Annotated in this window: 18 protein-coding genes and 1 pseudogene; 16 read left to right on the forward strand and 3 right to left on the reverse strand. The window is 73.2% G+C overall.

Annotated elements, in window-relative coordinates; genetic code table 11:
• The 8 genes and pseudogenes from AC1MIR_RS21545 to AC1MIR_RS21580 all read left to right on the forward strand — a co-directional run.
• A pseudogene (locus AC1MIR_RS21545) lies at positions 1 to 348 on the forward strand (hypothetical protein); the annotation flags it as partial.
• Complete coding sequence (gene fliG, locus AC1MIR_RS21550) at positions 348 to 1,352, forward strand: flagellar motor switch protein FliG (RefSeq protein ID WP_480030241.1); 1,005 nt, start codon at positions 348 to 350, stop codon at positions 1,350 to 1,352. The pseudogene AC1MIR_RS21545 and the gene fliG, both read left to right, overlap by 1 nt.
• Complete coding sequence (locus tag AC1MIR_RS21555; protein WP_480030242.1) at positions 1,349 to 1,975, forward strand: FliH/SctL family protein; 627 nt, start codon at positions 1,349 to 1,351, stop codon at positions 1,973 to 1,975. The genes fliG and AC1MIR_RS21555 overlap by 4 nt, the downstream gene beginning before the upstream one ends.
• Positions 1,972 to 2,295 (forward strand): flagellar motor switch protein FliN, encoded by a 324-nt coding sequence (gene fliN / locus AC1MIR_RS21560; RefSeq protein WP_480030243.1) that lies wholly within the window; start codon positions 1,972 to 1,974, stop codon positions 2,293 to 2,295. Before AC1MIR_RS21555 ends, fliN begins: the two co-directional genes overlap by 4 nt.
• Positions 2,295 to 3,668 carry a sigma-54-dependent transcriptional regulator gene (locus tag AC1MIR_RS21565; protein ID WP_480030244.1) on the forward strand — a complete coding sequence of 458 codons (1,374 nt, stop codon included), beginning with the start codon at positions 2,295 to 2,297 and terminating at the stop codon, positions 3,666 to 3,668. Before fliN ends, AC1MIR_RS21565 begins: the two co-directional genes overlap by 1 nt.
• A 3-nt stretch (positions 3,669 to 3,671) precedes the next feature.
• Positions 3,672 to 5,738: a flagellar biosynthesis protein FlhA gene (gene flhA, locus AC1MIR_RS21570; RefSeq protein WP_480030245.1), complete on the forward strand. Its 2,067-nt coding sequence runs from the start codon at positions 3,672 to 3,674 to the stop codon at positions 5,736 to 5,738.
• Between the two features lie 38 nt (positions 5,739 to 5,776).
• Entirely contained in the window at positions 5,777 to 6,622 is an 846-nt protein-coding gene (locus AC1MIR_RS21575; RefSeq protein WP_480030246.1) for a flagellar biosynthesis protein FlhF, read from the forward strand.
• The gene (locus AC1MIR_RS21580; RefSeq protein ID WP_480030247.1) at positions 6,619 to 7,356 is read left to right on the forward strand and encodes a nucleotide-binding protein; all 738 of its coding nucleotides are present in this window, start codon (positions 6,619 to 6,621) and stop codon (positions 7,354 to 7,356) included. The genes AC1MIR_RS21575 and AC1MIR_RS21580 overlap by 4 nt, the downstream gene beginning before the upstream one ends.
• Here the strand turns inward: AC1MIR_RS21580 and AC1MIR_RS21585 are convergent.
• On the reverse strand, positions 7,342 to 8,544 hold the full coding sequence (locus AC1MIR_RS21585; RefSeq protein ID WP_480030248.1) for a class I SAM-dependent DNA methyltransferase: 1,203 nt from the start codon (positions 8,542 to 8,544) through the stop codon (positions 7,342 to 7,344). The genes AC1MIR_RS21580 and AC1MIR_RS21585 overlap by 15 nt on opposite strands.
• A gap of 29 nt (positions 8,545 to 8,573) precedes the next feature.
• Between AC1MIR_RS21585 and AC1MIR_RS21590 the strand changes: the two genes are divergently transcribed.
• The 3 genes from AC1MIR_RS21590 to AC1MIR_RS21600 are packed head-to-tail and all read left to right on the forward strand — an operon-like array spanning position 8,574 to position 11,207.
• Complete coding sequence (locus tag AC1MIR_RS21590; protein ID WP_480030249.1) at positions 8,574 to 9,746, forward strand: OpgC family protein; 1,173 nt, start codon at positions 8,574 to 8,576, stop codon at positions 9,744 to 9,746.
• Between the two features lie 14 nt (positions 9,747 to 9,760).
• On the forward strand, positions 9,761 to 10,264 hold the full coding sequence (locus tag AC1MIR_RS21595; RefSeq protein ID WP_480030250.1) for an SGNH/GDSL hydrolase family protein: 504 nt from the start codon (positions 9,761 to 9,763) through the stop codon (positions 10,262 to 10,264).
• Positions 10,254 to 11,207 carry an extracellular solute-binding protein gene (locus tag AC1MIR_RS21600; RefSeq protein WP_480030251.1) on the forward strand — a complete coding sequence of 318 codons (954 nt, stop codon included), beginning with the start codon at positions 10,254 to 10,256 and terminating at the stop codon, positions 11,205 to 11,207. Before AC1MIR_RS21595 ends, AC1MIR_RS21600 begins: the two co-directional genes overlap by 11 nt.
• Positions 11,208 to 11,267: 60 nt before the next feature.
• On the opposite strand, the gene AC1MIR_RS21605 is transcribed toward AC1MIR_RS21600, so the two are convergent.
• Positions 11,268 to 12,761 (reverse strand): M81 family metallopeptidase, encoded by a 1,494-nt coding sequence (locus AC1MIR_RS21605; RefSeq protein WP_480030252.1) that lies wholly within the window; start codon positions 12,759 to 12,761, stop codon positions 11,268 to 11,270.
• Positions 12,762 to 12,879: 118 nt separating this feature from the next.
• Between AC1MIR_RS21605 and AC1MIR_RS21610 the strand changes: the two genes are divergently transcribed.
• Together AC1MIR_RS21610 and AC1MIR_RS21615 are read left to right on the forward strand one after the other, a co-directional pair.
• A complete protein-coding gene (locus AC1MIR_RS21610) occupies positions 12,880 to 14,916 on the forward strand; it encodes a hydantoinase/oxoprolinase family protein (RefSeq protein WP_480030253.1) in 2,037 nt (678 codons plus the stop codon).
• Complete coding sequence (locus AC1MIR_RS21615; RefSeq protein ID WP_480030254.1) at positions 14,916 to 16,553, forward strand: hydantoinase B/oxoprolinase family protein; 1,638 nt, start codon at positions 14,916 to 14,918, stop codon at positions 16,551 to 16,553. The genes AC1MIR_RS21610 and AC1MIR_RS21615 overlap by 1 nt, the downstream gene beginning before the upstream one ends.
• Here AC1MIR_RS21615 and AC1MIR_RS21620 read toward each other — a convergent pair.
• Entirely contained in the window at positions 16,550 to 17,833 is a 1,284-nt protein-coding gene (locus tag AC1MIR_RS21620) for an ArgE/DapE family deacylase (protein WP_480030255.1), read from the reverse strand. The two genes, AC1MIR_RS21615 and AC1MIR_RS21620, sit on opposite strands and share 4 nt — an antisense overlap.
• Positions 17,834 to 17,952: 119 nt before the next feature.
• Here AC1MIR_RS21620 and AC1MIR_RS21625 point away from each other — a divergent pair, with 119 nt between their 5' ends.
• The 3 genes from AC1MIR_RS21625 to AC1MIR_RS21635 all read left to right on the forward strand — a co-directional run.
• The gene (locus AC1MIR_RS21625) at positions 17,953 to 19,245 is read left to right on the forward strand and encodes an MATE family efflux transporter (protein WP_480030256.1); all 1,293 of its coding nucleotides are present in this window, start codon (positions 17,953 to 17,955) and stop codon (positions 19,243 to 19,245) included.
• Between the two features lie 15 nt (positions 19,246 to 19,260).
• Positions 19,261 to 20,421, forward strand: a complete 1,161-nt coding sequence (locus tag AC1MIR_RS21630) for an acyl-CoA dehydrogenase family protein (protein WP_480030257.1) — start codon at positions 19,261 to 19,263, stop codon at positions 20,419 to 20,421.
• Positions 20,418 to 20,613, forward strand: a 196-nt coding sequence (locus AC1MIR_RS21635; protein WP_480030258.1) for an SDR family NAD(P)-dependent oxidoreductase, incomplete at its 3' end; no start/stop codon positions are given. The genes AC1MIR_RS21630 and AC1MIR_RS21635, both read left to right, overlap by 4 nt.

Below are 20,613 nucleotides of genomic sequence, written 5' to 3' on the forward strand. Positions count from 1 at the left end.
GCGCCCCGCCGGCCCGCCCGGCCGGGGGGGGGGCGGCGGGGGGGGGCGCGGGCGCCGCCGCCGGCGCGGGCCGCGGCCGGGATCGGCGCGCTGCCGGGCGGCATGGAGGCGGAGGGCGCGCTGCCCGGCGGCGGTCCGGCCGCGCTTGGTGCCGCAGCCACCGCGGCGTTGCCTGGCGCGACCGCGGAAGGCGGCGCGCCGGCGGACGACCGGATGGTGCATGTCGAACGGGTGGACGGGCAGATGCGCGCCTCCGCGCTGCAGGCGCTGGCCGATCTGGTGGACGCCAATCCCGAGCAGAGCGCGGCGGTGCTGCGCCGCTGGCTCACGCCGCAGGACGACGACTGATGGCCTATGGCAAGGGACTGACCGGGCCGCAGAAGGCCGCGACGCTGATGCTGGCGCTGCGGGAGGAGCAGGCCGCCAAGGTCTTCGCGCTGCTGCATGAGGACGAGATCCGCGACCTGTCCATCGCGATGGCCGCGCTGGGCACCGTGCCGTCCGGCCAGGTGGAGGAGGTGGCGCGGGAATTCACCGCGGCGCTCGGCCAGACCGGGCATCTCGTCGGCTCCTTCGAGGTGACCGAGCGACTGCTGCTGAAGACGCTGCCGAAGGAGCGCGTGCAGCAGATCATGGAGGAGATCCGCGGTCCCGCGGGCCGCACCATGTGGGACAAGCTGGGCAACGTGAACGAGGCGGTGCTCGCGAACTACCTCAAGAACGAATACCCGCAGACCGTCGCCGTCGTGCTGTCCAAGGTGCGCCCCGATCACGCCGCGCGCGTGCTGGCGCTGCTGCCGGAGGCCTTCGCGATGGAAGTGGTGATGCGCATGCTGCGCATGGAGACGGTGCAGAAGGAGGCGCTGGAGGGCGTGGAGCGCACGCTGCGCCTGGAGTTCATGTCGAACCTAGCCCGCGGCTCGCGCCGCGACGCGCATGAGGTGATGGCGGAGATCTTCAACAATCTCGACCGCGCCGCCGAGACGCGCATCCTGGCCGCGCTGGAGGAACGCAACCGCGAGAGCGCCGAGAAGATCCGCGCGCTGATGTTCACCTTCGACGACCTCCAGCGGCTGGACCAGGCGGGCATCCAGGTGCTGCTGCGCAGCGTGCCGAAGGACAAGCTGGTGCTGGCGCTGAAGGGCGCATCCGAGAACCTGCGCGACATGTTCTTCCGCAACCTGTCGGAACGCGCGGCGAAGCTGCTGAAGGACGACCTCGCGGCGCTCGGCCCGGTGCGACTGCGCGACGTGGACGAGGCGCAGGCCACCATCGTCGCGCAGGCCAAGGACCTGGCCGCGCAGGGCCAGATCCAGCTGGCCGACGGGCGCGAGGACGAGATGATCGCATGAGGACCGCGCACCGCCTCTCCGCCTTCGCGCTGCCGCTGCCGGACCTGTCGCGCCCGCCGCCGGTGGACGCGCCGCCGCTGCCCGATCCCGCGCTGCTGGAGGCGGCGCGCGAGGAGGGCGATGCGGAGGGCCACGCCCGCGGCTTCGTCGAGGGTCTGGAGGAAGGGCTGCGCCGCCAGGCCGCCGCGCAGCAGGCCGCCATCGGGAGAAGCCTCGCGCAGGTTTCGGCCGCGCTGCAGGAGGCCGCGGAGCGCGGACGCCTTGCCGCGGAGGACGCGGCCGATGCGCTCGCCACCACGCTGCTCGCCGCCATGGATGCCGCGTTGCCGGCCGAGGCGGCGCGCTGCGGGGCGCCCTTGATCGCGCGCGTCGCCGCGGCGCTGCTGCCTGCGCTGGCCGACCGGCCGGAGGCGACGATCTTCGTTGCGCCGGCGCTGGTGGACAGCGTCGCGCAGCGCCTGCCGCAGGGACCCGCGGTGCAGGGCGACGACAGCCTGCCGGACGGCGACGCGCGCATCGCCTGGCGCGACGGCGCCTGCCTGGTGGCGCTGGAAACGCGGCGGCAGGCGGTGCGCGACGCGCTGCGCGCCGCCGGATTCAAGATCGGGAGCGAGGACGCATGAGCGGCGAGGAAGGGTTCGAACCGGTCCCGGTGACGGAGGCGCAGCAGGGCGGCGCGCAGCCGGGCCAGCGCGACCTGGACGCGGTCTACGACATTCCCGTCCAGGTCAGCGCCGTGCTCGGCCGAGCGACGATGCAGGTGAGCCAGCTGCTCAAGCTCGGCCGCGGCGCGGTGGTGGAGCTCGATCGCAAACTGGGCGAGGCGGTGGACATCTACGTCAACAACCGCCTGGTCGCGCGCGGCGAGGTGGTGATGGTGGACGACAACCGGCTCGGCGTGACGATGACCGAGATCGTCAAGGCCGATCGCGGGGGGCAGTGATGTCCCGTTTGCTCATCGTCGGCTCGCTCGAGGGCGAGCTTGGCGCCGCGGCGCGCGTGGCCATCGCGCGCGGCGCGAAGCTCGCACATGCGGAAGGCGTCGCGGCGGGCCTCGGCCGGCTGCGCGCGGAAGGGGCCGACCTCGCGCTGGTGGATCTGCGCCACGATGTCGCCTGGCTGGTGCAGGCGCTGGCAGCCGAGCGTATCGCGTGCCCCGTCGTCGCCTGCGGCCATGCCGAGGATGCGGATGCCGCCGTCCGCGCCATCGAGGCCGGCGCGCGCGACTTCCTGCCGCTGCCGCCCGATGCGGACCTGATCGTCGCCATGCTGGAAGCCGCCGGCGCGGAGCCTGCGCCCGAAGGCCCGATCTCGCGCGATGCCGCGATGCTCACGCTGCTGGCGCGCGCCGCCCAGCTGGCGCGCGCTGAAGCGAGCCTTCTCATCACGGGCGAAAGCGGCACCGGGAAGGAGGTGCTGGCGCGGCACATCCATGCGCTCAGCCGCCGTGCGCGCGGGCCCTTCGTCGCGCTGAACTGCGCGGCGCTGCCGGAGACGCTGCTCGAAAGCGAACTCTTCGGCCATGAGAAGGGCGCCTTCAGCGGCGCGGTGGCGGCCAGGAAAGGAAAATTCGAGCAGGCCGATGGCGGCACGCTGCTGCTCGACGAGATCGGCGAGATGGATCCGCGCCTGCAGGCCAAGATCCTGCGCGTCATCCAGGAGCGGGAGGTGGACCGGCTGGGCGGGACGGCGCCGGTGAAGGTGGATGTGCGGCTGCTGGCGGCGACGCATCGCGACCTGGCCGCGGCCGTCGCCCAGGGCCGCTTTCGCGAGGATCTCTATTTCCGCCTGAACGTTCTGGCGCTGCACATCCCGCCGCTGCGCGGCCGGCCCGCCGACATCCTGCCGCTCGCCGAGCATTTCGGCGCGCGCTACGCCCGCGCGAACGGCCTGCCGCCGCGCGGCCTCTCGCCGCAGGCGCGCGCGGCGCTGGCCGCGCATCCCTGGCCCGGCAATGTGCGGGAGCTGGAGAACTGCATGCATCGCGCGGTGCTGCTGGCCGAAGGCGCGGAGATCGGCCTGGACGCCATCGAGCTGACGCCGCCTCGCGCGCCGGAGGCGGAGCCCGTCGCGCTCGCCGCGCATCCGACGGCGACGCCGCGCGTCACCGGCCTGGTCGGCCGCAAGGTGGAAGAGGTGGAGCAGGAGCTGATCCTTGAGACGCTCTCGCACTGCCTCGGCAACCGCACGCGTGCGGCCGAGATCCTCGGCATCTCCATCCGCACGCTGCGCAACAAGCTGCAGGAATACCGCGCCGCTGGAATCGCGGTGCCGCCCGCGCCGGGCCAGGCGCCGATCCCGATGCCTTACAGCTGACGCATGCGCACGATCGTCCTGCCGCATTGGGTCGGCCTCGCGAAGCCCTCGGGCGACGTGGCGCTCGGGCTCGGCGTCGTGCTGCTGGTCGCGGTGCTGGTGGTGCCGCTGCCGCCCTGGCTGCTGGATATGGGGCTTGCGCTGTCCATCACCGCTTCGGTGCTGGTGCTGATGGTCTCGCTGTTCATGCATCGCCCGCTGGATTTCACCGCCTTCCCCACGGTGCTGCTGCTGGCGACGCTGCTCCGCCTGGCGCTGAACGTCGCGACCACGCGCGCCATCCTGACCTCCGGCCATGAGGGGGAGCAGGCGGCGGGCGCGGTGATCTCGGCCTTCGGCGGCTTCCTGATGGGCGGCGACGTGCTGGTGGGGCTGATCGTCTTCGCGATCCTGCTGGTGGTGAACTTCGTCGTCGTGACCAAGGGCTCCGGCCGCATCGCGGAGGTCGCCGCGCGCTTCAGCCTGGACGCGATGCCGGGCAAGCAGATGGCGATCGACGCCGATCTCTCCGCTGGCCTGGTGACGGAGGCGGAGGCGCGCACCCGCCGCAAGGAACTGGAGGAGGAGAGCAGCTTCTACGGCGCGATGGACGGTGCCGCGAAATTCGTGCGCGGCGATGCCATCGCGGGCCTCGTCACCACGCTGATCAACCTGCTGGCGGGTATCGCCATCGGCACGATGCGTCACGGGATGCCTTTCGGTGAGGCGGTGACGACCTTCTCATTCCTCACCGTGGGCGACGGGCTGGTCGGGCAGATCCCGGCGCTGCTGGTCTCGGTCGCGGCGGGCATCGTGGTGACGAAGGGCGGCGTCGAAGGCCGCGCGGACAAGGCGCTCGCCTTGCAGCTCGGCGGGGCGAAGCCGCTGGCGCTCGCGGCCGGTGCGGCGGGCTTCATGGCGCTGCTGCCGGGCATGCCGCTGCTGCCCTTCCTCGGCCTGTCCGGCGCGGCCGCCTGGCTGGCGCGGGAGCAGTGGCGCGCCGACAAGCGCAAGGAAGCCGAGGCCGCCGCGCCGCCGCCCGCGCCGGGGGAGCCGCCGCCGGCCGAGGCGCTGAAGATGGACCTGCTGCGGCTGGAGCTCGGCTACGGCCTGCTCAGCCTCGCCGCCGGCGACGCGCCGCGGCTGTCGGAGCAGATCCGCGCGCTGCGTCGCACGACGGCGCAGGAGATGGGCTTCGTCCTGCCTTCCGTGCGCATCCAGGACAACCTGCAGCTTCCGCCCGACACCTATGTGGTGCGCGTGAAGGAGATCGAGGCCGGGCGCGGCGTGCTGAAGCCGCCGCTGCATCTCGCCATCGATCCGTCCGGCAACCCGCCGCCGATCCAGGGCGAGCGCGTGCAGGAGCCGAGCTTCGGCCTGCCCGCCGCCTGGATCGAGGAATCGCGGCGCGAGGAAGCGCTGGCGCTGGGCTGCACCGTGGTGGATTCCGCCGGCGTGCTGGCGACGCACCTGACCGAGATCGTGCGCGACACCATGCCGGAGCTGCTCTCCTTCGCGGAGACCCAGAAGCTGCTGGACGAGCTGCCGCCGGAGCATCGGCGCCTCGTCTCCGACCTGATCCCCGCGCAGGCCAGCATGGGTACGGTGCAGCGCGTGCTGCAGGCGCTGCTGGCGGAGCGCGTTTCCATCCGCGACCTGCCGACCATCCTCGAAGGCATCCAGGAAGCGGCGGCCTCCGGCACGCGCAGCCTGCCGGGAATCGTCGCGACGGTGCGGGCGCGGCTGGCGCGGCAGATCAGCGATGCCGCCCGCGCGCCGCATGGCGCGATCCCGATCGTGGCGCTCGCCGCGGAATGGGAACGCGACTTCGCGGAATCGCTGGTCGGTCCGGGCGAGGAGAAGCAGCTTGCCATGGCGCCGTCGCGCCTGTCGGACTTCATGGCGGCGATGCGCGCGGCCTTCGATGCGGCCAGCGCGCAGGGCGAGCCGGCGGTGCTGGTCTGCTCGGGCGGCATCCGCGCGCATGTGCGCGCGGTGGTGGAGCGCTTCCGCCCGCAGACGGTCGTGCTCGCCCATGCCGAGATCCACCCGCGCGCGCGCATCCGCACCGTCGGGACCGTCGCGGGATGAGGTTGCGGACAATACGCGCGGCGCGGATGGGCGAGGCGATGGCGACTCTGCGCGCCGAGCTCGGCGAGGAGGCCGTGATCCTCGGCACGCGGCATGTCGCCGGCAGCGTGGAGGTCACCGCCGCATTGGAAAGCGGCGACGACGAGCCGCTGGTCATCGCGCCGGACGCGCCACACGCCGCCGCCATCCCCGCCGCGCTGCGCCGCCACAACCTGCCCCTCGCGCTGGCGCAGCGCCTCGCGGGCGGCACGCTGGAAGCCGCGATCGGCCGAACCTTCCGGTTCGAGGCACTGCCCTTGGGCAGCGCGCCGCTGCTGCTCTCAGGCCCGCCCGGCGCGGGCAAGACGACGAGCTGCGCGAAGCTCGCCACGCGCTTCGTGCTCGGCGGCGCGAAGCCCCTGCTGATCACCGCCGATGGGCGGCGCGCCGGTGCGGCGGAACAGCTTGCCGCCTTCGCGCGCGTGCTCGATCTGCCGCTGGCCATCGCGAACTCACCCGCCGCGCTGGCCAAGGCGCTGGCGCGCCGCACCGCGGCCCAGCCGGCGCTGGTAGACCTGCCCGGCTGCGATCCCTTCGACGATGCCGCGGCGCGCCGTCACGCCGCGCTGGTGGAGGCCGCGCGCGGCAGCCCGGTGCTGGTGCTGCCGGCCGGTCTGGATGCGGAGGAAGCGGCCGAGACGGCGCGTGCCTTCCATCTGCTCGGCTGCCGCCACCTGCTGCCGACGCGCCTCGATGCGGCGCGGCGCCTGGGCGGGGTGCTTGCCGCCGCAGCGGCCGCCGACCTCGCCTTCACCGAGGCCGGGACCGGCATGGATGTGGCGGACGGCTTGACGCCGCTGGCGCCGGCCTGGCTCGCGCAGCGGCTTTCGCAGGGGGTGTCGTGACGGCGCAGGTGATCGCGGTGGCGTCGGGCAAGGGCGGCGTGGGCAAGACCTGGTTCGCCATTACCCTGTCGCATGCGCTCGCGCAGCTCGGCCGGCGCGTCGTGCTGCTGGATGCCGATCTCGGCCTCGCCAATGCCGATGTGCAGCTCGGACTCGCGCCCAGGCAGGATCTCGGCACCGTGCTCGCCGGCCGTGCGAAAGCCGAGACGGCGCTGATCGCGCATGCCGCGGGCTTCTACCTGCTGCCCGGCCGCTCCGGCTCCGGCGCGCTGGCCGAGCTCGGCGCGGAAGAACGCGCGGCCGTGCGGGCGCTGGCGCGGGAGCTGTCGGGCAGCTTCCAGCATGTCGTGCTCGACATCGGCGCGGGCGTCGGCGCGGCCCAGCGCAGCCTGCTCGCCGCCGCCGACATCCCGCTGGTGCTCGCCACGGAGGAGCCGACCAGCCTGACGGACGCCTATGCCGTGCTGAAGCTGCTGGCGCGCGACGCGCCGGAGCGCACGCCGCGCCTTGTCGTGAACCTCGCGCCGAGCGCCGTCGCGGCGCAGCGCGTGCATGGCGCGCTGGAAGCGGCGACGCGCCGCTTCCTCGGGCGCGGCCTGGCGCAGGGCGGCCACATACGGCGCGACGCGAAGGTGCCGGAGGCGATCCGCGCGCAGACGCCGCTGCTGACCCGCCACCCGACCAGCGCCGCGGCGGCGGATGTCAGCGCGATCGCGCGCTCACTCGCGGCGTAGGACGAAAAGGATCCCGCGCACCGGCGCGCCCTTCTCCTTGCGCAGCACCGTCTCCTGCCGCGCGATCTCCGCCAGGCCAGAGGCGGCGGCGAGGCGGGCCACATGCGCGGGATCGTGGCGGTAGCGCAGCCCGGTGCCGAGCGCGAAGGGCGCATCTTCGCCGGCCTCGATGCTGAAGGCGGCGAGGCCGCCCGGCGCGAGCGCGCCGGCGATGCCCTGCAGCGCGGGCGCGAGGTCGCCGAGATAGTTCAGCACATCCGCCGCCGCGATCAGGTCGAAGCGCCCGCGCTGGCGCGGCAGCCAGTCCAGCAGGTCGGCTTCCTCCAGCGCGTCGTAGAGCTTGCGCCTTCCCGCTTCCGCCAGCATGCGCGGCGACAGGTCGAGGCCCGTCATCCGCTTCGCGAAGGGTTGCAGCGCCACGCCCGAGAGGCCGGTGCCGCAACCGAGGTCGAGCACGCGCCGCGATCGGTCCGCCGCGACGCCGGCATCCCGCAGCATCTGCGCCAGCAGCGCCGGCGTACGGTAGCCGAGGCGTCCCTCCAGCTCGGCGTCGAAGCGCGGCGCATACTGGTCGAACAGTTCGCGGACATAGGAAGACGGTGCGCGGTCCGGCGGCGCCTCCTCGCCGAGGCCGGCGAGCAGGAAGCGCGCCTGCGCCAGCAGCGGCGCCGGCGCCGGTAGCGCCAGCACGCGGCGCGCTGCCTCCGCCGCGCCGGGGTCCTTCGCCTCGCGCAGGGCATGGGCCAGCGCGAGCCAGGGTTCGGGCGAGTCCGGCGCGATCGCCACGGCGCGGCGCCGCGGCGCCAGCGCGCCGGCCGGATCGCCGGCCGCCGTCAGCGCCTGGCCCAGGTTCCGCAGCGTGATCGCATCGTCCGGCCGGCGCGCCAGCACCGCGCGCAACGCCGCCACCGCCTCGGCCAGCCGCCCGGCCTCGGCCAGGGCGGCGCCGTGATTGGCCAGGAAGATCGGGCTGTCCGGTCGCTCGGCCACGGCGCGGGCGGAAAGCTCCAGGGCGCGCGCGGTGTCGCCCCGCTGCCGCGCCAGGATGCCGAGCAGGTTCAGCGCATTGGCGTTCCGCGGCTGCTGCGCCAGCACCTTCCGATAAAGCCGCGCCGCGCCGTCCAGGTCGCCGCGCGCGTGGCGCGCCGCACCCTCGCGCAGAAGTTCGTCAGGCGAGGCTTGCGCCATGGCCCCCTGCTCCGCGAAGCTGGTCGGACATGCTTGGCGCCATCTCCTCCCTCGTCCGGCCCGGGCGCGACCTGCGCGTGGATTTCGTCCGGGGGCTGGCGCTCTGGTTCATCTTCATCGACCACACGCCCGGCAATCTGCTCGGCAAGCTCACGCTGCGCAACGTGGCCCTGATGGATGCCACCGAGGTCTTCGTGCTGCTGGCCGGCTATGCCTCGGGCCTGGCCTATGGCCGGCTGCTGGAGCGGGAGGGCTGGGCGCCCGCGGCGGCGCGGGTGGCGGGCCGGGTCGGCACGCTCTACGTGGCGCACATCTTCCTCTTCGTCGTCTTCACCGCGCAGGTGGGCTATTCGGCGGCGCTGCTGGATCACGCCGCCTATCTGGACGAGCTCGCCCTCGATCCCTTCGGCCAGGAGCCCTACCGCGCCATGCTGGAGGCGCTGCTGCTGCGCTATCAGCCGCATTTCCTGGACATCCTGCCGCTCTACATCGCCGTGCTGGCGATGTTCGCCCTGGCGCTGCCCCTGGTGGCGCGGCCGCTGCTGCTGCTGGGTCTGTCGCTCGGGCTCTATCTCATCGCGCGCGTGCTGGACCTGGCGCCGCCCGGCTGGGGCGATGCGGAATGGTTCTTCAACCCGCTGGCCTGGCAGTTGTTGTTCGCGATCGGCGTGGTGCTGGCGCGCGCCGACCCGGCCTGGCTGGCGCGGCGCTTCCCGTGGAACCGCTGGTTGGCGGCGCTGGCGATACTGGCGCTGATCGGGGTGGCGGTGCTGCTGAACCTCGTCTGGCACGGCCCGGCGCGCGGCTGGGAACCGCCCGCGGCGCTCGCAGGCTGGCTCGCCGGGGTGGACAAGACCGGCCTGCACCCGGCGCGGCTGGCCACCGTGCTGCTGCTGGCCTGGCTGGTGGCGCATCTGATGCCAGCGCAGGCACGCTTCCTCACAGGCCGGCTGGCCGCGCCCTTCGTGCTGATGGGCCAGCAGAGCCTGCCGGTCTTCTGTTCCGGCATTTTTCTCTCGTTTCTCGGGCGGCTTGCCATCGAGGTCTCGGCGGGGCTGCCCATGCAGGTCGCGGTCAACCTCGCCGGGCTGGCGGCGCTGATGACGGTGGGCGCCATCTCGGCCTGGTATGGCGGGGAGGGGAAGCCGCGGAAGGCCCAAGCTGCCCGCTTGCCGCCCGTCTCGGGGACCGCTACGCCATGAGGGCGATGCGCCGCTTGGCTGCGACCCTGCTGCTGGCCCTCGCCTTGGTGGGGCTGTCGCTGGTCGCGACCCCGGCCCGGGCCCAACCCGCCTGCGAAGTGGCGCCCGAGCTGACCGAGTCCGCGCCGCTGCCCGGCACCTTCGCCGCCATCGCCCGTGGCGAGCTTCGGATCATGGTGGTCGGCAGCGCATCCACGGTCGGCGGCGGCACGTCGGGCCCCGAGGCGGCCTGGCCGGCCCGCCTGCAGGCGAGGCTCGCGGCGCGTCTCGCCCCCGTTGTCGTGCGGCTCGAGACCTTCGGCCGGCGCGGCTCCACGGCGGCCGACCATGCGCGGATCATCGCCGCCGAGGCCGGTCGCTTCCGCCCGCATCTCCTCATCTGGCAGCTCGGCACGGTGGAGGCGGCGCGCGGGCTTCCGGCCGACGAGATGTCCGAGGCGGTGCAGGAGACCGCCGCCCGCCTCCGCGCCGCGCGCGGCGACGCTGTTCGAGCCGCTGGACGAGCGGATGCGGCGTGACCCGATCGAGGATCCCGCCGATGTCTTCCCCGGCCTGATCGAGGGCTACAAGGTCGGCGGATCGCTGATGGCGATGCCCTTCCGCCACGCCTCCTCCGGCCTGCACTACAATGCCGAGCTGTTCGGCGAGCGCGGCATCTCCGGCCCGCCTGCGACGATCGAGGAGATGGCGGACTTCGCCCGGCGCGCCAGCCATCGCCGCGCGGACGGCACGCCGGTGACCGGCCTGGTGATGCCGGGCGTCACCTATCCCAACGTGATCGACCTGGCGCGCGCCTGGAACGGCGACTTCATCACGCCGGATTTCCGCTGCACCGCCGACCAGCCCCCGATGCTGAACGCCGTGCGGATGCTGCGCGAGCTGTTCCAGGCCGGCGCCTTCCCGCGCAACTTCGCCACCATCTCCAGCGAGGACGTGAACACCTGGATGCAGCAGGGGCGCGGCGCCATGGCGCTGAACTCGATGGGGCGCAACCGCATCTACAACGACCCGCAGCGCAGCAAATTCCCGGGCAAGGTCCACACCATCGCCGTGCCGATCTCCGAGACGCTGCGCAGCCGGTTCGAGGTCGCGCCGGCCAAGGTCGAGTTCTGGGGCATGGCGATCCCGCGCAACGCGCAGCGCAAGGACCTGTCCTGGGCCTTCATCAAGACGATGCTGACGAAGCAGGCGACGACCGCCGCGGCGCTCAACGGCAACGGCCCGGTGCGCAACTCCACCTACGAGAACCCGCAGTTCCGCGAGCTCATCCCCTATGCCGAGCAGGAACGCCGCGTGCTGCGCGTGGCGCGCGTGCCGCTGCCCGCCTTCGACGAGGCGCCGCGCGCCGGCGACATCTTCAAGGAGGAGACGGAAGCGGCGGTGCTCGGCATGAAGACGCCGGAAGCCGCGATGGCGGCGGTGGTGCAGCGGGTGACGCCGCTGCTGCCGCGGAACTCGTGACGCCGGCCAGCGCCGGCATCCGCCGAACCAGACAGCGCGGGCAGCCTTCGCCCGCCTGGTCTAATCCACCACCGGCGGGGACGGATCGCCGTAGGGGTAGAAATCCTGCAAGCGCAGGTTCTCGAAGGGCAGCGCCTCCAGCCGCGCGGTGCCGAGGAAGGGTTCGTCCGGCTCCACCAGCAGGATGGTCGGCGCGAAGCCGCTGTCGTCGAAGCCGCGGCGGAAATGCGCGCGGGACTTGATGGCGATCACGTCGAAATCGGCGGGCTTCAGGCCGAGGTTCCACAGCTCGTTCGGCTCGGTGATCTGCACCAGGAAGGGGCTGAGGATCAGCACGTTGCCATCGCCGAAACCAACCATCACCCAGTGGTCGCCGCCACCCATGGCGCGCGGCGTGGTCGGCGTGCCGACGCCGAGCAGCGTGCCGACGATGCGCACGGGATCGCCGTCGGACCGGGCGAGGCGGCCGCCGACCTCCATGTTCACCGGCCAGCCGGGCTTCGCCCCCCCCAGCACCTTCACCGCGTCGGCATCTGCAATGGTCGCGACCAGCGTGCGCGAGAGGTCGCCCTCGATGATGGCGCGCAGCAGCCAGGTGGCGGCGCCGGAGCGGTCGCTGTAGTCGGCCAGCACCACCGGCGCGCGCTTCTCCGCCACGGCCCGCTTCGCCAGCGCGACGCCGTCCGCCATGCGGTGCAGCGTGGTGCCGCGGACCAGCTCGGCGCGGCGGCGCCAGATCCAGTCCGCCATGTCCTGCGCCACCTGGCGCGCGAGCGCGGCATCGCCGTTCGTCGTGACCTGCACGCACATGCCGGCATCCGGCGTGTCGCACCAGGGGAAGCCGAAGAAGACGTTGACATAGGTGTCGGGCGCGCGCGCCTCCCACACCAAAGCGCGCTGCACCAGGTCGGACCAGGGCGGGGCGCCGGTCCACATCACCACCGTCGGCGCGAGGATCGGCACCTTCACGGTGACGGTCTCCGGCCGGTAGTCGCCGCGGATCGCGCGCACCAGCATGCGCGCCGCGCGCTCGCCCTGCAGGTGCATGTCGTAATGCGGGAAATACTTCACGCAGAAGGCCATGTCGGCGTGGCGGAGGAACTCCGCATCCTCGTTGCCATGCGGGTCGAAGGTGGCGGCGATCGGCGCCTTCGGCCCGAGCACCGCGCGCACGCGCTTCGCCACCTCCGCCTCCGGCCGCGGCACGCCGCGCACCCCCGCGGCGCCGTGCAGCGCGAGGAAGGCGCCGTCGAAGGGGCCGAGGCGCTGGATCTCGGCGATCTGCTTGCCGACGAAGGTCTCGAAGGCCTCGTTGGTGATCCAGCCCGATCCGGTGCCGGTCTTCGGCCAGAGCGGGGATTCGATGCCCACCAACTCCACATCCGGCCATTCGCGCGCGACCTGCACGAAGCCGCCCATGTAGCCCTTGGGGTCCGTCGCCAGCAGCGCCTCGCCGGCGGCGGGCGAGCCGGCATAGCGGAAATCGGCTTCCGTGGTGTCGTTGGGCAGGAAGGTGACCGTCTCATGGGTGAATTGCAGGACCGCGATGCGCATGATCTGCCGCTGGGGCTCCCTCTGGCGTGACGCCGCACCCTAGACCACCTGCGGCCCCCCTGGCCAAGCCGGGCCGATGCTGGCAAGTGCGAGGGACGGCACGAGGCAGGATGGCTGGATGAGCGGAACGCGCCCGGTGCGCATCGCCGTGGATATCGGCGGCACCTTCACGGATCTGCAGATCCTGGATGCGCGGCAGGGCCGCGTCTTCGCCTGGAAGACGCCGACGACGCCGGCCGATCCCTCGGAAGGCCTGCTCACGGGCGTGCGGGAAGCGGCGGAGCGCTTCGGCTTCGCGCTCGCCGATGTCGGCCTGCTGCTGCACGGCACGACCATCGCGACGAACGCGGTGCTGGAGCGCAAGCTGGCACGCGGCGCGCTGCTGACCACCGCGGGCTTCGAGGACGTGCTGGAGATCACGCGCCACGCGCGGCGCGAGATCTATGCGCTGGCCCCCGATCCCTTCCCCTGCCTGATCCCGCGCGAGCTTCGGTTCGGCGTGCCGGAACGGCTGCGCGCCGACGGCAGCGTGGAACAGGCGCTGACCGGCCTCGCACCCGTGCTGGAGCGGTTGCGCGCGGCCGAACCGGAGGCGGTCGCGATCGGCCTGCTGCACGCCTACGCCAATCCCGCGCATGAGCAGGCGCTGCGCGACGCGGTGGAGCGCGCGCTGCCCGGCTTGCCCGTCAGCCTGTCCTCGGAGGTCAGCCCCGAAATCCGTGAATACGAGCGCCTCTCGACCACCGTGCTGAACGCGCTGCTGATGCCGGTGGTGAAGCGCTACCTCGACCGGTTGGAATCGCGCCTCGGCGAGGGCGGCTTCGCGCCGCGCATCTTCCTGGTGCAGTCCAATGGCGGCATGTGCAGCCTGCGCCGCGCGGCGGAACAGCCGGCGCGGCTGCTGCTCTCCGGGCCTTCGGGCGGCGCGCTGGCGGCGGAGCGCCTTTCGCGCCGTCTCGGCCGGCCGAACCTGGTCGCGGTGGACATGGGCGGCACCAGCTTCGACGTCTCCGTGGTGCAGCAGAACCGGATCGGGCTCGTCACCCAGGGCGAGGTGGACCGGCTGCCGGTGCGCCTGCCGATGGTGGAGATGCGCACCATCGGCGCCGGCGGCGGCTCCATCGCGTCGGTGGATGCGTCCGGTCGCCTGACGGCGGGCCCGCGCCGCGCGGGCGCGCGGCCGGGCCCGGTCTGCTACCGCCGCGGCGGCACGGAACCGACGGTGACCGATGCGCATGTGGCACTCGGCCGCATCGATCCGGAGTTCTTCCTGGGCGGCGCGATGCAGCTCGACGCGGAGGGGGCGCGCACGGCGATCGCGGACCGCATCGCCGCGCCGCTCGGCCTGGCGCAGCCGGAGGCGGCCGAGGGGATCCTGCGCGTGACCAATGCGCAGCTCGCCGCCGCGGTGCGGCTTTCCCTGTTCGAGAAGGGGCTCGATCCGCGCGACTTCGCGCTGCTCTCCTTCGGCGGCGCGGGCGGGCTGCATGCGGCGGAAGTGGCGGAGGAGCTCGGCATGTCGGAAGTGATCTTCCCGCGCGAGCCCGGCACGCTCTCGGCCTACGGGATCCTGTTCTCCGACCTGGTGCAGGACCTTGCGCGGTCGCGGCTGTGCGTCGCGGAGGAGGCGGCGCTGCCGGAGATCGCCGCCGCGCTGGAAGGGCTGCGCGCCGAGGCGCTGCAGCGGCTGGACGAGGATGGCGTGCCGCCGGCGCAGCGCGCGGTCGAGATCGCCGCCGACCTGCGCTACCGCGGCCAGGCCTTCGAGCTGCTTGTTCCCTGGCCGGAAGCGCCCGACCTCCCTGCCCTGCTCGCGCGCTTCCATGCGCAGCACCGCGCACGTTTTTCCTACGCCGCGGAAGGCGAGACGGTCGAGATCGTGACCCTGCGTGCGACGGCCATCGGCCGTCTCGACAAGCCCGAGGAAGCGCCGCCGCCCTGGCCCGAAGCCACCGCGCCCGCCGGCACGCGGCAGGTGTGGAGCGCGGGCGCCGTCGCGGCATGGCCGGTGTGGCGGCGCGAGGCGATGCGGCCCGGCGCGCCCGTCGCCGGCCCCGCGATCATCGAGGAAGCCTTCGCCACCCATGTGCTGCCGGCCGGCTGGCGGGCCGAGGCCGATGCGGATGGCGCGCTGGTCGCGCGGAGGATCGCCTGATGCCGGACGCCACGCTCGGCCCCATCGAGATCGAGGTCATCCGCAACGCGCTGACCGCGGCGGCGGCGGAGATGGATGTCACGATCTGGCGCACCAGCCGCAGCACCATCGTGCGCGAGCTGCTGGACTACTCGACCGCCGTCTTCGACGCGGATGGCGACAACCTCGCGCAATCCGCGCGCATCCCGAGCCACCTGAACTCCATGACGCATGCGCTGCGCACGCTGCTGGCGGAATACGTGCCGCCGGATGCGTGGGAGGAAGGCGACGTCGTCATCTTCAACGACCCCTATTGCGGCGGCCAGCACCTGCCGGACATCCTGGCCTTCCGCCCCGTCTTCCACGAAGGCCGCCGCATCGCCTTCGTCGGCACGCTCTGCCATCACATCGATGTCGGCGGCCTCGCCGCGGGCAGCTATGCCGCCAAGGCGCTCGAGATCTTCCAGGAAGGGCTGCGCATCCCGCCGGTGAAGCTGATCGCGCGCGGCGTCCGCAACGAGGCGGTCTTCGCGATGATCCGCCAGAACGTCCGCAAGCCGGACCTGCTGCTCGGCGACCTCGCCTCCCAACTCGCCAGCCTCGAGGTCGGCGCGGCGGCGATCACGCGCTTGGCACGCCGCTTCGGCGCCGATGCGGTGGTGGAGGCAGGACAGCGCATCCTCGCGATGAGCGAGGCCGGCATGCGCGCCGCCATCGCCCGCATGCCCGACGGCACCTATGAGTTCGAGGATTTCCTGGACGATGACGGCATCGAGCTCGGCAAGCCGATCCGGCTGCATGTGAAGCTGACCATCGCCGGCGACGAGGCGGTGGTGGACGTGTCGGGCTGCTCGCCGCAGGTGGCCGGGCCGATCAACGCGACGCTCGCCAGCACCAACGCGGCGGTGATGTTCGCGCTGATGTGCTGCGCCGATCCCTCGCTGCACATGTCCGCCGGCTGCTACCGCCCGATCCGCGTGATCGCGCCGGAAGGGCTGGTGGTGAACGCCCGCCATCCCGCGCCCGTCGCGCATCGCATCGCGGCCACGCACCGGCTGCTGAACGCGATGATGGGCGCGCTGCACCAGGCGGTGCCGGCGATGATCCCCGCCGCCTATTACGGCAACAGCTACGTCACCACCTTCCAGACCGTGGCGGAAGGCGGCGCGCGCGAGGTGCTGGTGGAGATCGAGATCGGCGGCTCCGGCGCGCATCCCGCGAAGGACGGCGTCAACGCCTTCGCCTCCGGCATGCACAACAACGCCAACATCCCCGTCGAGATGATCGAGGCGCAGCTGCCGCTGACCGTGCTGCGCTACGCGCTCAGGAACGGCAGCGGCGGCGGGGGACAGTTCCGCGGCGGGCTCGGCCTGGTGCGCGAATGGCGGGTGGACAGCCCGGCCTGTTTCTTCACCGCCAACATGGACCGCTTCGACCACGCGCCCTACGGCCTGGCCGGCGGCGGGGCGGCGGCCAAGGGCGTGCTGGTGCTGCGCCGGGACGGCGCCGAGACGCCGATCCCGCCCAAGACCGACAATCTCAAGCTGGTGCGCGGCGACGTGGTGCGGCTCGAGACCTCCGGCGGCGGCGGCTTCGGCCCGCCGGGCCAGCGCCGCGCGGAGGCGACGGAGCAGGACCGGCGGCGCGGCTATCTCTAGGCGGCGCGCAGGCCGCACCAGTCGGCGATGAAGCGGGCGATGGTCTGGGTGCAGAGCTTCAGGTCGGGCAGCGAGGTGCGCTCGTCGAAGGCGTGCGCGCCCTCCCCCTTCGGGCCGTAGCACAGCGCCGGCATGCCGTAGTCGATGCCGTAGTAGCGCGTGTCGTTCACCGCGGTGGAGCGGCGTTCCTGCATCGGCGCGCCGTGCACGGCCTGGTGCGCTGCACCCAGCACGCGCTCGGCCTCCGTCCCCGGTTCCTGCACGAAGCCGTCGGTCTGGAAGCCGGTCCAGACCACCTCGGGCGGGTTGTTGGCGAGGAACAGGTCGGATCGCGCGGCCTCCGCCACCACGCGCTCCACCGCGCGCATCGCCTCCTTCGGGTCGGTGCCGGGCAGGTGGCCGATGCGGCAATCCACCTCGCACCAGGCGGGGGTGGAGGACGCCCAGTCGCCGCCGCGGATGATGCCCGGGTTGAACTTCAGCGGATCGGGGATGTCCCGATACCAGGCGTCCTGCTTCGCCGCCGCGTTCAGCCGCGCGACATGCGCCTGCAGCGCCTGTATCAGGTGGAAGGCCGACATGATCGCGTTGCTGCCGGATTGCGCGACGGCGACATGCACCGGCACGCCGCGCACGCGCAGGCGGAACCAGAGGGTGCCGGTATGCGCGCGGGTGATGGTGTGGCCCGTCGGCTCCGGGATCAGGCAGGCATCGGCGCGGTAGCCGCGGATCAGGGTCGAAAGCGCGCCGTTGCCGGTGCTTTCCTCCTCCGTCACGGTCTGGATGTAGACATCGGCCGCCGGCGCGAAGCCCGCCGCGCGGATCGCATCCATCGCGAAGACCATGCAGGCGACGCCCGCCTTCATGTCATGCGCGCCGCGGCCATACATCCAGCCGTCGCGGATCACCGCCGCATAGGGCGGATGCGTCCACATCTCCGCCGGGCCTTCCGGCACCACGTCGATATGGCCCTGCAGGATCAGGCTGCGGCCCGCGGGGTTCGGCGCGCGATGCGCCGCCACGACCTGCACGCTGGATGCCGGATCGGCCTCCACCATCGGCGCGGCCTTCGGATGCGAGGCCAGCGGCACATCGGCGAGCGTGTAGCGATCCACCGCATAGCCCCGCGCCGCCATTTCCCGGGAAAACCAGTCCTGCAGCGGCGCCTCGTTGCCGCGCAGGGAGGGGAATTTCACCAGCTCCGCAAGGAAAGCGACCTGCCGGTCGAAGCCGGCCTCCACCGCAGCGGCGATGTTCGCCAGAGCACCGCTGTCCGTCATGAAGATGTCCCCTGCGACCGCATCGCATCAGGGCGCGCCGATCCCGCCCGGTCAAGCCGGCGGCTTTGCAGCCGCGCGCGCCCGGTCCATCGTCGCGCCATGCCCGTCCCGCCCGCCTGATGCGCCGACGCCTCCGCGCGATCCTCGCGCTCGCCGCGCCGACCGCGCTCGTCTCCGTGCTGCAGGTCATCGCGCAGCTCTTCGAGACCTGGCTCGCCGCGCGGCAGGGCACGGCGGCGCTGGCCGGCTGGGCGGTGGTGCTGCCCTTCGCGCTGCTGATGCAGATGATGTCGGCGGGCGCGATGGGCGGCGGCGTCTCGGCCGCCGTCGCGCGCGCCTTGGGCGGCAACCGGCGGGAGGAAGCGGCCGCGCTGGTGCTGCATGCCGGGCTGATCGCCCTGGTGGCCGCGCTGCTCTTCGCGCTTCCACTCGCCTTCGCGCCGCGCACGGTGCTGGGCTGGGTCGGCGGGCCGGAAGCGGCGGAGGCCGCAGCCCCCTATGCCACGTGGCTGTTCGGCGCGGGCGCACTGCCGGCCTGGCTGGCGAACACGCTCGCCTCCGTGCTGCGCGGCGGCGGGCGGCATGCGCTGGCGGCGCGCGTGCTCCTGATCGCCTGGGCGGCCTATCCGCCGCTCGCCTGGCTGCTGGTGGAGCCCGCCGGCATGGGTCTCGCGGGCCTCGGCGCCGCCTTCGCCGCGGTGTTCTGGGTGGCGGCGCTGGCGATGGGCCTCGTCGTGCTGCGCGGCGGCGCCGGCTTCGCGCCCCGGCTGCGCATCGCGCCCTCGGCCGCGATGTTCCAGCGCATCCTCTCGGTCGGGCTCGTCGCCTGCGGGCTTGCCGCCATCGCGAACCTCACGACGATCATGGTCACCGCGCAGCTCGCGCCGCTGGGGCCGGCCGTGGTCGCGGCCTATGGCATCTCGGCGCGGCTCGAGTTCCTGATGATCCCGCTGGCCTTCGGCATCGGGTCGGCGTTGACCGCGCTGGTCGGCCGCGCCGCCGGCGCCGGCGACTGGGCGGAGGCGCGGCGCCTGGCCTGGACGGGCGGCGGGCTCGCCTTCCTGCTCGCGGGGAGTTGCGGCCTGGCCGTCTGGCTGTTCCCCGAGGCCTTCGCGCGCGCCTTCACGAACGACGCCGAGGTCGTCGCGATCGCGTCCCGCGCTCTCGGCGTGATCGCGCCGGCCTATGCCGCCTTCGGCGCCGGGATGGCGATGTATTTCGCCTCCCAGGGCGCCGGCCGGATGCGCTGGCCGGTGGCCGGTGCGGTGGCGCGCTTCGCCATCGCGGTGGGCGGCGGCGCCTTGCTCGCCGGGCCGATGGGGCTGGAGGGACAGTTCCTGGCCGTCGCGCTCGGCATCACGGCCTATGGCGTGCTGACCGCCGCCGCGGTGCGCCCGGGCGTCTGGCGCTGATCCGCGGCCGGCGCCATGCTGCGGCCGGTGGAGGAGGATGCCGTGACGGATGAGGGCGCATTGGCGGCGCTGCGCGACACCGCGCGCCGCTTCGCCGAGACCGCGGTGGCGCCGCGCGCCGCCGAGCTCGACGAGACCGAGGCCTTCCCGCGCGACATCTACCAGGCGCTGGCGAAGCTCGGCCTGCTCGGCATCACCGTGCCGGAGGCGATGGGCGGCGCCGAGGCCGGCGTGCTCGCCTACGCCGTCGTGATGGAGGAACTTTCCCGAGGCTACGCCAGCGTCGCGGACCAGGTCGGGCTGGTGGAGCTGCTGGGCACGCTGCTGTCGGAGCACGGGACGGAGGCGCAGCGGGCGGAATACCTGGCGCCGCTGCTGCGCTACGAACGCAGCTGCGCCTATGCGCTGACCGAGGCCGAGGCCGGCTCCGACCTCGCCAACCTCAAGGCGACGGCCCTGCGCGACGGCGATGGCTGGCGCCTGACGGGCGAGAAGATGTGGATCCACATGGCGCCGCGCGCGGATTTCGCCGCGGTGCTGGCGCGCACCGATCCCACCGCGGGGCATCGCGGCATGTCCATCTTCCTCGTGGACCTGCGCGGCCCCGGGGTGGAGCGGCTGCGGGCGGAGCACAAGATGGGCCAGCGCGCCTCCCCAGTCGGCGGGCTGCGCTTCGAGGATGTGAAGCTGCCGGGGACGGCGCTGCTCGGCCCGGAAGGGCGCGGCTTCCACATGATGATGTCGGTGCTCGACAAGGGCCGCATCGGCATCGGCGCGCTGGCGCTCGGCATCCTGCAGCGCGCGCTGGAGGAGAGCATCGCCTTCGCGAAGCAGCGCGTGCAGTTCGGCCGCCCGATCGCGGAGCAGCAGGCGATCCGCTTCATGATCGCGGACATGGCGAAGGATGCGCATGCCGCGCGGCTGATGGTACAGGACGCCGCGCGGAAGATGGACCGCGGCGAGCGCGCGACGCTGGAAGCCAGCATGGCGAAATGCTTCGCCGCCGACGCCGCCGTGGCACGCACCGCGGATGCCGTGCAGATCCATGGCGGCACCGGCTACATCCGCGGCGTGACGGTGGAGCGGCTTTATCGCGACGCGAAGATCACGCAGATCTACGAAGGCACCAACCAGATCCAGAGGGTCATCATGGCACGGGAGATTTTCGGATCATGAGGCCGGTTGCGTTGGTCACGGGCGCGCGGCGCGGCATCGGGCGCGCGACCTGCGCGGCGCTGGCCGGGAAGGGCTACGACATCCTCGGCTGCGACGTCGCGCAGGACGGCGCGGACGAGACCGCGGCCGGGGGGGGGGGGGGGGGGGGGGGGCGGGGGGGGGGCGCCGGGGGGGGGGCGCCGGCGGGCACCC

It is taken from the genome of Falsiroseomonas sp. RANM36 (assembly GCF_056682175.1).

Excerpts from the sequence above, each read along its gene's own strand:
- fliG (WP_480030241.1), top strand. The coding sequence starts at position 348 with ATGGCCTATGGCAAGGGACTGACCGGGCCGCAGAAGGCCGCGACGCTG.
- AC1MIR_RS21555 (WP_480030242.1), top strand. The coding sequence starts at position 1,349 with ATGAGGACCGCGCACCGCCTCTCCGCCTTCGCGCTGCCGCTGCCGGAC.
- fliN (WP_480030243.1), top strand. The coding sequence starts at position 1,972 with ATGAGCGGCGAGGAAGGGTTCGAACCGGTCCCGGTGACGGAGGCGCAG.
- AC1MIR_RS21565 (WP_480030244.1), top strand. The coding sequence starts at position 2,295 with ATGTCCCGTTTGCTCATCGTCGGCTCGCTCGAGGGCGAGCTTGGCGCC.
- flhA (WP_480030245.1), top strand. The coding sequence starts at position 3,672 with ATGCGCACGATCGTCCTGCCGCATTGGGTCGGCCTCGCGAAGCCCTCG.
- AC1MIR_RS21575 (WP_480030246.1), top strand. The coding sequence starts at position 5,777 with ATGGCGACTCTGCGCGCCGAGCTCGGCGAGGAGGCCGTGATCCTCGGC.
- AC1MIR_RS21585 (WP_480030248.1), bottom strand. The coding sequence starts at position 8,544 with ATGGCGCAAGCCTCGCCTGACGAACTTCTGCGCGAGGGTGCGGCGCGC.
- AC1MIR_RS21590 (WP_480030249.1), top strand. The coding sequence starts at position 8,574 with ATGCTTGGCGCCATCTCCTCCCTCGTCCGGCCCGGGCGCGACCTGCGC.
- AC1MIR_RS21600 (WP_480030251.1), top strand. The coding sequence starts at position 10,254 with ATGCGGCGTGACCCGATCGAGGATCCCGCCGATGTCTTCCCCGGCCTG.
- AC1MIR_RS21605 (WP_480030252.1), bottom strand. The coding sequence starts at position 12,761 with ATGCGCATCGCGGTCCTGCAATTCACCCATGAGACGGTCACCTTCCTG.
- AC1MIR_RS21610 (WP_480030253.1), top strand. The coding sequence starts at position 12,880 with ATGAGCGGAACGCGCCCGGTGCGCATCGCCGTGGATATCGGCGGCACC.
- AC1MIR_RS21615 (WP_480030254.1), top strand. The coding sequence starts at position 14,916 with ATGCCGGACGCCACGCTCGGCCCCATCGAGATCGAGGTCATCCGCAAC.
- AC1MIR_RS21620 (WP_480030255.1), bottom strand. The coding sequence starts at position 17,833 with ATGACGGACAGCGGTGCTCTGGCGAACATCGCCGCTGCGGTGGAGGCC.
- AC1MIR_RS21625 (WP_480030256.1), top strand. The coding sequence starts at position 17,953 with ATGCGCCGACGCCTCCGCGCGATCCTCGCGCTCGCCGCGCCGACCGCG.
- AC1MIR_RS21630 (WP_480030257.1), top strand. The coding sequence starts at position 19,261 with ATGCTGCGGCCGGTGGAGGAGGATGCCGTGACGGATGAGGGCGCATTG.